This is a genomic window from Tolypothrix bouteillei VB521301, from assembly GCF_000760695.4.
In the GTDB taxonomy this organism is placed as follows: domain Bacteria; phylum Cyanobacteriota; class Cyanobacteriia; order Cyanobacteriales; family Nostocaceae; genus Scytonema; species Scytonema bouteillei_A.
In genome coordinates this window covers 8,707,201-8,719,044 of record NZ_JHEG04000001.1, presented here as the reverse complement: position 1 = coordinate 8,719,044, position 11,844 = coordinate 8,707,201, and the positions used below count along the sequence as shown (strand labels likewise).

Below are 11,844 nucleotides of genomic sequence, written 5' to 3'. Positions count from 1 at the left end.
GCTCAAATTTAATAAATCAACTAACTGATATCTACAAAATGAATAATATACTAATTATCCTGGGGGAAGTCATATTTTTAATAATCATTTTTCTGCTGTTGAACTGGCTAATTGGCATAATCTTCAAACAACTCATTAAAGTTTCTTGGCTTCAAGGAAGAACTGCAAATATCACCTTCCTGCGCCGGAGTATTAGCAAAGTTTTAATTCTGACTGGTATGGTGTTATGTCTAGCGATAGTTGGTATCAATGGAACGGTAATTTATCGAGGTGGAAACGTTCAAGAATTCCAACTTAACCTTATTCGTAGTCTTCCGACTCAATTTTGGCGCAATCTCTTCACAGCAAGTTGGAAAACTATGAGCCTCCTAATATTAGTTAAATTTAGCATTTCACCATTAAGTCGGGGTATAGACTGGATTTGCGAATACACTAAAAAAGCCGATCGAATTAAGGCTAATGATGAGAGCGTCGAAGCTTTTTTTAGAGTCTTAAAAAGAATTATTATTTATAGTATATGGATAGCTTCTGCTATTTTATGTGCGAATTTTCTTTACCTACCGACAGCTATCACCAAATATCTTTACATTGCTTTAAAAATATACATTATTATTTCAATTGGGTTACTGATTGTTAAAGCTGTTGCTACTATCGTTGATACGCTCGATGCCCTAAGTCTGAAATACTCTAGTTCTAACAATTTACTGCGTCTATATGAGCGGTTACGTCATTTAATCCCTCTCTTCAAAAAATGCTTGGAATACGTTCTCTATGTCGGTATAGTAAATCTTGTTGTACCTGAAATAGAGCCTATAGCTTGGATCGGCTCTTATACCCCTACAATTGTGCAAATTATTGGTGTTTTCTTTATTAGCAGTGTTTCGATTGAAGTCGCTTACTTTATACTTGATGAGTTCTATTTAAAAACTACAGATGTCAATGATTTACAGCGACAAAAAAGGCTGACACTAATTCCTTTAATACGGAGTTTTGCTAAATATTTCGTTTACTTTACTGCCGGAGTAACTATACTTAAATTGATTGGCATCGATCCTGCACCAATTTTAGCGAGTGCTGGAATTGTGGGTATAGCAGTCGGTCTTGGGGCGCAAAACCTAATTAATGATGTTGTTTGTGGATTTTTGATTTTGTTTGAAAACTATTACTTGGTGGGTGATTATGTTGAAGTTGGGAAAGTAGAAGAAAGAAATATTGAAGGGATTGTAGAAGCGATTGAACTGCGAACCACTCACGTTCGCCATCCCGACGGTCAATTGCAAATTGTTCGTAATGGAGATATCGGCTCGATTATCAACTACTCCAAACAGTATATATGCAAGGGTAGAAATTAGTGTTTCTTATGACTCTAATTTAGATCGTGTGTATAGAGTAGTTGAGAAGGTAGGACAGCAGTTAAAAACAGATGAACAGGATGTTCTAGAACCTACGCGAGTATCTGGAATCGAAAATTTTGGTGAGAATAATCTATTGCTGCTGACATTGACAAAAGTCAAGCCTGGAAAACACCCTCATATTCAGCGTGTTCTCCGCAAGATCTTAAGGGATACTTTTAGCCAAGAAGAAATTGAAATTTGCGGTTTTTCTTAGAATTAAAAATTTAAGGTGTATTTCATAAATCGTCTCTAAATTGTGTCGAGCTAAATCTGTGTTTTAAAATTTACAATATTTACTTTCAATAATTTATCTGCAAATTACGTAATCATTATGTTAATGTCTTTACTTATAAGAATCATACTTAAATATGAGATATCAAGTAGGGGGTAGTCTCCGCAGTGACGATCCCACATACGTTACCCGTCAGGCAGATGAACAACTCTATGCCTGCTTGAAAGCAGGCCATTTTTGTTATGTCTTCAACTCTCGTCAGATGGGCAAGTCATCGTTACTACAGCGTACAAGCTATCGGCTTAAGGAAGAAGGGCATAGCTGTGTTTACTTAGATATGACTCGCTTGGGTATTGAAGATACTGCACCAGATCAATGGTACAAGGGCCTTATTATCAGCTTATTCTATAGCTTAAAATTAGGGTCGCAAATCGACTTTCAACATTGGTGGGAAATGCAAGCAGGTATTTCCCCCGTGCAAAAACTACAGCTATTTGTTGAAGATATCTTATTACCAAATCTTAAAAGCGATTCTTTCCTAGACGGCAAAGCCAAACGCATTTTCATCTTTATTGATGAAATTGATAGTTTGCTGAGTTTAAATTTTCCAATTAATGATTTTTTTGGTTGGATTCGTCAGTGCTATAATCTACGACCACATAACTCAAAGTTTGAACGTTTGGGATTTGCACTATTTGGTGTAGCAAGTCCCTCTGACTTGATTGCAGATAAACGTCGCACGCCCTTTAATCTTGGTAAAGCAATTGAATTACAAGGCTTTGATCTGCATGAAGCCACGCCGTTGCTTCCAGGATTAGCAGAAGTAATTAGTCAACCACAAGCAATACTACAAGAGATTATTCATTGGACAGGGGGACAACCGTTTCTCACACAAAAACTCTGTGAGTTAATTACCGATGTTGCTTTTGAAACTGCCACAGGAATGATTACCCTACCTCCAGGTACAGAAGTATTGTGGGTAGAGGAATTAGTAAAAACGCGTATTATTCAAAATTGGCAGTCACAAGACGAACCCGAACATTTGCGTACTATTCGCGATCGCCTTTTATTTGACGAACAACAAGCAGGGCGGTTGTTGGGTATTTATCAACAGGTGTTGCAAGCACAAGAAGCTCTTGAGCAGGGGAACCCAGGAGCAGGGGAATCCAGGAGTACGGGAGAAGAGTTTTCCCCTCTACTTGTTGTTTCTCTTGTTCCATCTGATGACAGTCGAGAACAGACACAACTGTTGTTGTCTGGTTTAGTAGAAAAATACAATGGTTATCTCAAAATTAAAAATCCCATTTATCGGAATGTTTTTAATGCCCAATGGGTATTAAGACAATTAGATAACCTCCGTCCCTACTCACAAACATTCAACGCTTGGGTAGCATCGGGTTACAAAGATGAATCGCGTCTGTTGCGAGGACAAGCTTTAAAAGACACTCAAAATTGGTCGCAGGGCAAAAGTCTGAGCGATTTAGATTATCAATTTTTAGCCGCGAGTGCGGAATGCGATCGCCGTGAAGTGCAAATGGCATTGGAGGCTTCCCGGGCTCTAGAGATAGAAGCAAGATTAGCACAAGAGAGGAAAACGGCTCTAGAGGTAGAAGCACGACTAGCACAAGAGAAAAAAACAGCTTTATTGCAGAAATATCTACTAATTGTAGTAACTATTGGGTTGCTAGTTTCTAGTAGTTTGGGAATAGGAAGTTTTATTTTGTATCGCCAGACTCGCACAAGTGAAACTCAAGCTAAAAACAGTGAAATTCAGGCGCTTGTATCTTCTTCTGTTGGATTGTTTGCCTCGAATCGTAGATTGGATGCGCTTGTAGAAGCAATCAAAGCCAAAAAAAGACTACAAAAATTAGGTAAATCAAATACAAATCTTGCACCTCAAGTGGAAAATGCACTGCAACAAGCAGTTTATGGAGCAGATGAGTACAACCGTTTTTCGGGTCATACAGCAGCTGTTCTAGCTGTAGATGTCAGTCCTGACAGTTCTCTAATTGCCTCAGCAAGTCTAGATCAAACAATCAAGCTTTGGCGACGTGATGGTACACTAGTTGCAACTCTCAAAGGTCATACCGCAACAGTTAGGGCAGTCGATTTTAGCCCTGACGGTCAGATACTTGCCTCAGCCAGTGAAGATGGCACTATTAAACTTTGGCAGCTAGATGGCAAGCTGCTAAGAACTCTCAAAGGTCACACAGCTTCACTCTGGGGAGTCGCGTTTAGTCCCGATGGTCAGTTTCTTGCCTCTAGTAGTTTCGACAGAACGGTGAAAATTTGGCAGCGAGACGGTAAGTTGCTAAGGACGTTTCAAGGTTACAAACAGGGGTTTTGGAGAGTCGCTTTTAGTCCTAGTGGTAATATCGTTGCTGCCGCAAGTGTAGACAAAACAGTAAAACTTTGGCAGCGAGACGGTGCAGGTTGGCAAAACGCCAAATCTTTACAAACTCTCATTGGTCACACTAGTTGGGTTGTAGGAGTCGCTTTCAGCCCTGACGGTCAGACGATTGCTTCAGCAAGTGAAGACAAAACAGTAAAACTTTGGCAGCGAGACAGCAGTGATGGAAGCTACCGCCAGTATAAAACTCTTAAAGGTCACATTGCTGGCATTTGGGGAGTAGCATGGAGTCCTGATAGTCAAACTATTGCTTCCGCCAGTTTCGACAAAACGGTTAAACTATGGAGCATTGATGGGACAGAACTAAGAACGCTTAGAGGGCATAGTGCATCCGTTTGGGGAGTCGCTTTTAGTCCCGATAGCAGCTTTATTGCTTCGGCGGGGGCAGAAAACGTTGTCAGACTCTGGCAGAGTGAGAACCCATTCCAAAAGTCTATCATTGCCCATCAGTCCGGGATTTGGTCAATAGCTATTACTTCCGACAGTTCAACAATCGCCACAGCTAGCCACGAAAACACCGCTAAACTTTGGAATCGCCAAGGCAAATTACTCAAAACTTTTACTGAATCTAAGACTGTAGTCTTCGATGTTTCATTTAGTCAAGATGGTAAGTTAATTGCTCTTGCCGCTTACGATGAAACAGTAAAACTCAAGAAGCCAGACGGGACTAGTGTTGCTACTTACAAGATTCCTTTCGGTAAGCTATTGGCAGGAGTATTGAGTCCTGACGGACAAGCGATCGCAATGGCAAATGTTGACAAAATCATTCATGTATGGGTTAGAGATCGCCCTGCGCCACAGATCCTTAAAGGACATCAGGCGGAAGTTTGGCAAGTCGTATTTAGTCCGGATAGTCGCTTCATTGGTTCAGCCAGTGGTGATAGTACTGCTAAACTATGGACGGTAGATGGTGAGCCAGCGCTGCGGGAGGGTTTCCCTCCGCAGGCGACTGGCGAACCCCGAAGGGGTAAGTTGTTTAGAACTTTTGTAGGACACTCAGCAACAGTATGGAGAGTTGCCTTTAGCCCAGACGGTAAAATGGTAGCGACTGGAAGTGGCGACAATACTGTTAAGCTATGGAATCTTGAAGGCAAGTTGCTGAGAACTTTCAAAGGCCACACTGCCGCGATTTGGGGAGTTGCGTTTAGTCCTGATGGGAAAATACTTGCTTCTGGTAGCGTAGATGCTACTGTCAAACTTTGGAAGCTTGATGGTACGGAAATAAAGACCCTTAGAGGACATACTGCAGCGATTAGACAAATCGCTATCAGTCCCGATGGAAGTGTTCTAGCTTCAGGGGGTGATGATAACACGCTCACTATTTGGAACTTGCAGCGAATTCTTTACTTAGATTCACTGAGTTATGGTTGCAAGTTAATACAGGACTATTTAAAAACTAACACAGCAGTTGAGAAAGGCTCAAGCTCACTCTGCAATGACTCTCAGAACTATTAAAAATTTTCTTAATAACCTGGTTGACATCCGCAGCCTGACAACTCACCGCTCAAGAAACCCCTGATTGTGTCGCTCCAACTCGAGCGACATCAAGTTTACTTGACGCTACTAAGTCTTATCGCTATGGAATTTGTGAAGAAATTCAATCAAACTTTCAATGCCTAGTTCAAATGCTTCCTCAACATTGCCACCCAAGCGGAATGCTCCAGCCAGTTCCATGTGGACAAATCCGTGTGTAAATGCAACGACAATTCGAGCAGCACTGAGCACCAATCGTTTATTTTTGCAAAGAGTAGGCGGTGGATATCGTTTTATGCATGACCTGTTACGCCAGCACTTTGCCAATTCATATGCTCAAATCCAAAAACGGTCTTAAGTCAACTACCCACACTGAACTTGCGTTATCTGTACCACAACGTACCATAAGCTGTCACCAAGGCTGCTGCTTCCATATCGTTGAAGCAAGTTCAGATATTAATGATTACCTTATTTATGCCGTGCTGTACTAAGTTACTGTATGTTTTGGGTGAGACACCCAAAGATTTAAAGGCACTAAGAAAAAAGTGGGTGGGTGAGGTCTGTGGAACTCACGTTGTGTTACTCTAACACCCCCCCATTCCTGACTGAGATGATGCTGTTCAAGAGTTTGAGCAGATTCTCCGACAACAAATTTGCCAAACAGTTCCTCAAGCCGTTGCATTTTGGTAAAAGGCGTTCATATCGGCAAACCAGGAAGCGCGAGATTCATCCCAGGCGTAGAACATATGGCCACCTTGAAAATTTTTGAGAGTCAGATTAGAGCGAATCTCTGGATCTAATTTCATCAAATCTGCTAAATGGTTGGAGGAGAAATAGGGGGTTACCAAATCAAAGAATCCATGGGTGATGTATACCTGCATGTAAGGGTTTAAAGCCATTCCCACTCGCAAATCATCTACCGATCCAAGGAAGCCCTGCTTAAACTCTCCTTGAATTTCAAATTTCCAAGCTTTAAATACTTCAAAGTTCAACAGATGGTAAGACAAATCGGTTTCAACACCAAGGGTATCTCGTAAGTGACTGTTAATAGCGCCGGTAAACAAGCGATCCAATCCACCAAGAGTGGGGTCGGTTCCCTCGTATGTTATGCGATCGGGAAAAGGATCGATCGCGGTTATTGAAGCATCATACAGTCCCACAATCCGTTGGCGATCGCGCAACAGTTCTCTGGCAAAGACTTCAATCCCGATTCTCGCTGCTTGTCTCTCAACAAGTGTCACGGGTAAACCGATCAACCCTGCTAGCTGCTGATACACCTTCTGGCGTTCCTCAGATGTCATAGTATTTCCCAATGCCAAAAATGGAATCAGAGTTGCGCGGGCAAATTGTTCCGCAGCTGCTACGTGAGCTTGTAAATTGCCTGGTTCTCCTGCCCATTGAGCGCGACCGTGATGGGCGGCGGCGGCGGCAAAGGAGGGAATCAGGGTTGCCCAAGATGTTAGGTTATAATCGCTACCTTCAAGCAAACTAAATTCCAAAGCTGGAGAAATCAAAATGGCACCGGAAAGACCAACACCGAATTCCTGCTGTAGCGTGCGGGCTAACCTTGCCACTCGAAAACCACCGTAACTTTCTCCTGCAATAAAGATGGGGGACAGCCACCGCTTCTTTTGCGAGAGAAATCGTTGGATAAATTCTCCGAGTGCTTTCAGGTCTCGCTCAACTGCCCAAAATTCCGTTTCCTTGGGTTTATTAGCCTCCTGAGGGTTGGCTTTCTCGCTGTCTTTACCCTGAGTATCTTTGTCTTGAGGTATGGTGCGGCTAAAGCCAGTACCTATAGGATCGACAAAAACCAAATCTGTAAAGCTCAGCCAACTTTCGGCATTATCTACCAAGCGAACGGGAGGTTTGGGCAAGCTGCCACGCTCTCCAAAAGAAATGCGCTTCGGACCCAATGCTCCCATATGCAGATAAGCAGAAGCCGCGCCCGGACCACCATTAAAGACGAAAGTGAGCGGTCTTTGCGATGTTTCTTCATCTGCAGCTAAATAAGCCACGTGAAACATTTCGGCAACAGGTTTTTCCTGCTCGAACAGAGTTTGCCACTCAGAAGCAGCCGTGTAGCGGATCTGGCGATCGCCAAGCAATAGTGTATGCTCGGTTGTACTGGACTTGCGACTTGTGGGAGAATTAGGAGTATCGGGCATATTTTAAGATGGGCGTATTGATTTGGATACAAATATTGTTAGTTATATTGGGATCGGTTCAATTGCCCTTCTCTGAAAAAAATTACCTCACACTCGATCGCTTTGGCACAGCCGTACCCGACTTATCGCGTACTCCGTCCGGACAGCAATCTTCTTGAAGGCAATTCCTCATAGGAAATTGCTTTTAATTTTGATGTAAAAGATTCAGAACCCGCCCGTGTTTCTGGAGTAAATTGACCGATAGGGGGATTGTTAGTTGTAACTGGAACTATCTCCTCTGGAGCGGATGGCGAAATCTCTTCCTGTGTCTGTATCAAATCAATAGATATGCTGACTTCATTCGTTTCCACGGGGATCGCCTCAACATCAGATGTCTGTAATGGGAAATCTATCTCAGGCAATGATTCTACGACTTGCTGCGTCGTTTCCTCATATCTTGAAGTGAAAGCCTTACCTGAGGATAGATTGGGAAGTGCAGTCAGGCTTTGAGGAAATTTGCTGCAAATCAAGCGTTCAAATTCCATATTGAAATGGAAAATGGCTTGTCCCCTCCTTTGCCAGCAAGTTAATATTTGCTGCACAGAAATTGCTTTATATCGACCTTGATACAGTGCTTCAATCACAGCTAAGTGCAACCAGTTCCCTGGGTATTGCTTTTGCCAAAGTTCCACAAGCTCAATGGCGCTGTAGCCACTAAGGTCAAAACTATAGTGAATTAATAAGGCTACTGCTAAGTCGGCAGAGGTTTCCGGCGGGTTTGCTGTAAACATCTGGCTATCGACTGCTGGCAATAGACATAGATTTTGCTCCCCTCTCATATAGCCTGTCGTATTTTTAGCTACAGTTTTCTGTGTCAAGAGTTCCCCAGTCAATCAACAGGTGTCTTTTATTCTACTTCCATTATGGGTAGAGAAACGATATAAGGCGAATGAATAGCAGGGGCTGTTCCGATTGCTACCAAAGCCTGGTAAACCATTGCTGCTACTTCAGCTCGTGTTGCTTCTCGATTCCCTTCAATAAGCTTGGGATCGGGAAAATTAACAATAATTTTATTATGTGTTGCCGTCGCAACAACAGTCAAAGCTGCTTTGGGAATGGTATCGCGATCGCTATAATTAACCAAGTCCTCGCTAAATGTTGCCGACAGGGAAAGCCCACTCACTAAGGAAACGATCGCCTGCAATCTCAAGACAGGTTGCTCTGGTCGAAAGGTACGATTGCTAAAGCCACTGACAAAACCGGACTGGGCGGCAACGCGAATAGCATCATAAGCCCAGTACTCTTGTGAAATATCTGTAAATTCGGGAACCTGGCGTTTGGCAACAGGATGAAAAGCAACTGCTACCAAAGCGGCGTACTGAGCGCGAGTCATGAACGCATCTGGTTGGAAAGTACCATCTGGAAAAGGACTTATCAAGTTTTTACTGAACAACCCTTCTACAAAAGCCGTTGCCCAATGCCCAGCCATATCCGGAAAATTTGTATTAAAAAATACTATTTTTTCAGGATTTTCTACTAGTTCTACAAACTCAACCAATCCTTGTACTTCGCTCTCTAACAGATGATTTCCCACGGAAACTAATTTTTTAGAAGTGACATTACGTACATTCACTTGACCATTATTGCGAAAAACATTACCTGCGGGGTCTTGAGTGCTGCCTAAATCGGGAGTTGCCTCACCATTTACTAATAACCCATCTTGAATATTATTTTCTATAATATTGTGACGCAACACGGGATGAGCACTGCGTGAGAATGCCATTCCCGTGCGGTTTTCTGATACTTTGTTATAAGCTACTAAAGGCGCAGCAAAATCGCTAATTGCTATCCCTAAAGCATTTTTTTGCAAAACATTTCGCAACACTTCCCCCTTGCTATAACGTGCCATCACCAAACCACCAGTCGTATTTTGCACAAATACGTTATCCCGAATCGCTGGTTCGGCAGTCTCGCTTACAAACACCCCTTCACGACCGCACTGAGTAAAGGTGTTGTTAGCCAAAGTTGGGGAAGCAGATTCAATCCAAACACCAGTTCCCTTTGCCATGGGATTTGTAAGTGTTACACCTATTAATTGAGCATCAGCCTGTAACAGCAGTGTAATATTCTGCGTACCAAAACTTTGGCTGTGATACTCACCATTTCCGGAAATCAAAATACCTTTACCTTTGGTTGCTTCATTCCCAAGCACCATTACCCCATTTGGAATCACAAGGGGAAATACTTCACCACTTATAGTGCTGTAAGTTCCGGGTGCAAGCTGAATCATTTTAGCTGATGCCGTTGCTTTTAAAGCACGGGTCAGAGTTCGATAGGGGTTTGACCGTGTTCCAGAATTGGCATCATTCCCCATTACTGGGTCAACATAGAGTGTTGCTACAAGGGTAGAGTGAACCATTATCAGTGAACAGTGAACAGTGAATAGTTACAAGTAAACAGTAAACAGGTAACGGTGAACAGTGATAACTTATATCTATAACTGTTTGGGGTGACAGTAGGCGACACCCCAAAATCTATACTTGTCAGATCCCCAGTCCCCAGTTCTTAGCTCCTAATTCTCTACATTAAAGAACTCAGCGCAATTCCACACAAATACTTTGCGCTATTTCCCAATCTCAGGCGGTGCAGGTTCGTTTCAATCCCTAATAGGGATTCGTATAAATTGCCACATTATCAACGATACAGGTCGCGGTAGCGAGTCTGTGTTTCAATCCCTAATAGGGATTCGTATAAATTGCCACACAATGATGTGGGGAATGAACAAAAGAAGAATCTGTGAGTTTCAATCCCTAATAGGGATTCGTATAAATTGCCACCTTCACGCAATTATCTGATTCCCACAACTTACTTTTTGTTTCAATCCCTAATAGGGATTCGTATAAATTGCCACTTGTCTTGCCCAGCGCAAATTTTATTCCTGAGTCAGTTTCAATCCCTAATAGGGATTCGTATAAATTGCCACTAATGAGGTTAAGGAGGAAGAACGCCAATCTTCAAGTTTCAATCCCTAATAGGGATTCGTATAAATTGCCACCCAGCACACGGTCAGTTGTATGCGATCGCTCGTTTCAATCCCTAATAGGGATTCGTATAAATTGCCACTTCGGGCAACCCTACACCAAAACTTTCATTATCACTGGTTTCAATCCCTAATAGGGATTCGTATAAATTGCCACACTAGTTTATAAAAGTTTAATTGACACAAGCAACGTTTCAATCCCTAATAGGGATTCGTATAAATTGCCACCCCTCCCGCCAATGGAATCAATACCAATGGAAGCCTGTTTCAATCCCTAATAGGGATTCGTATAAATTGCCACTACACCGCTTCATTCACACTCTTTTGCGTGTAAACCCGTTTCAATCCCTAATAGGGATTCGTATAAATTGCCACTGCGTTGATTGATGATTGGGTCAACAACTTTTCTGTTTCAATCCCTAATAGGGATTCGTATAAATTGCCACTAGACATCGATCTAGACATAAAAGAAGTTCCTTATGTTTCAATCCCTAATAGGGATTCGTATAAATTGCCACAACTAGTTAAAGTTATAATGCGATCTGATGTCCCGTTTCAATCCCTAATAGGGATTCGTATAAATTGCCACACGCGCTCGTTACACCCTGTGCGTTGAAGTAGTCGGTTTCAATCCCTAATAGGGATTCGTATAAATTGCCACATCCTGAGATGCTTGGGGTTGGGTTGGTTTGTCGTTTAAGTTTCAATCCCTAATAGGGATTCGTATAAATTGCCACGAGTATCTAGCACATCTTGCACCAACGCTTCTACAGGTTTCAATCCCTAATAGGGATTCGTATAAATTGCCACTTGGGGTTCTACTCGCAAGCTTGATGGTTCGCCATTTAGTTTCAATCCCTAATAGGGATTCGTATAAATTGCCACTCTTCTTTCTCAGAGAAACTGCCTTGGTAAGTGCGGTTTCAATCCCTAATAGGGATTCGTATAAATTGCCACTGCTGGCTTTTGAAAGGGTTTTTCTATTTATTTTTCAAGGTGCGGTAGCGCGGATGGGTTTATCGTAACACGATTGAGACTGGTAGTGTCAAGAGAAAATGGCTGAAACCTATACCTAGTAGGGAGCGCGGATGGTTGGAAAGAAAAATTTAGCTGAAACCCTGACGTACTCTGGCATGGAAGGTCTTTTT

6 protein-coding genes, 1 pseudogene and 1 CRISPR repeat array are annotated in these 11,844 nt (G+C 42.4%); of the genes and pseudogenes, 2 read left to right on the top strand and 5 right to left on the bottom strand.

Annotation, left to right across the window (positions count from 1 at the left end; all coding sequences use genetic code 11):
• Positions 1 to 38: 38 nt before the first annotated feature.
• Both HC643_RS35610 and HC643_RS35605 read left to right on the top strand, forming a co-directional pair.
• Positions 39 to 1,608, top strand: a pseudogene (locus HC643_RS35610) (mechanosensitive ion channel family protein).
• A gap of 154 nt (positions 1,609 to 1,762) precedes the next feature.
• Positions 1,763 to 5,491, top strand: coding sequence for a WD40 domain-containing protein (locus HC643_RS35605; protein WP_038082064.1), 3,729 nt, complete (start codon positions 1,763 to 1,765; stop codon positions 5,489 to 5,491).
• Between the two features lie 108 nt (positions 5,492 to 5,599).
• Here HC643_RS35605 and HC643_RS35600 read toward each other — a convergent pair whose 3' ends face one another.
• The 5 genes from HC643_RS35600 to HC643_RS35585 all read right to left on the bottom strand — a co-directional run bounded on the left by HC643_RS35600 (position 5,600) and on the right by HC643_RS35585 (position 10,075).
• A complete protein-coding gene (locus HC643_RS35600; protein WP_408019775.1) occupies positions 5,600 to 5,710 on the bottom strand; it encodes a hypothetical protein in 111 nt (36 codons plus the stop codon).
• Between the two features lie 286 nt (positions 5,711 to 5,996).
• Entirely contained in the window at positions 5,997 to 6,191 is a 195-nt protein-coding gene (locus HC643_RS41805; protein WP_050046476.1) for a hypothetical protein, read from the bottom strand.
• Positions 6,178 to 7,677 carry a S10 family peptidase gene (locus HC643_RS35595; RefSeq protein ID WP_038082066.1) on the bottom strand — a complete coding sequence of 500 codons (1,500 nt, stop codon included), beginning with the start codon at positions 7,675 to 7,677 and terminating at the stop codon, positions 6,178 to 6,180. The genes HC643_RS41805 and HC643_RS35595 overlap by 14 nt, the downstream gene beginning before the upstream one ends.
• Before the next feature lie 122 nt (positions 7,678 to 7,799).
• Entirely contained in the window at positions 7,800 to 8,495 is a 696-nt protein-coding gene (locus HC643_RS35590; protein ID WP_038082067.1) for a hypothetical protein, read from the bottom strand.
• Positions 8,496 to 8,563: 68 nt separating this feature from the next.
• On the bottom strand, positions 8,564 to 10,075 hold the full coding sequence (locus HC643_RS35585) for a DUF1565 domain-containing protein (protein WP_038082068.1): 1,512 nt from the start codon (positions 10,073 to 10,075) through the stop codon (positions 8,564 to 8,566).
• A 234-nt stretch (positions 10,076 to 10,309) separates the two neighbouring features.
• Positions 10,310 to 11,653: a CRISPR direct-repeat array (repeat unit 37 nt; unit sequence GTTTCAATCCCTAATAGGGATTCGTATAAATTGCCAC).
• Positions 11,654 to 11,844: the final 191 nt, after the last annotated feature.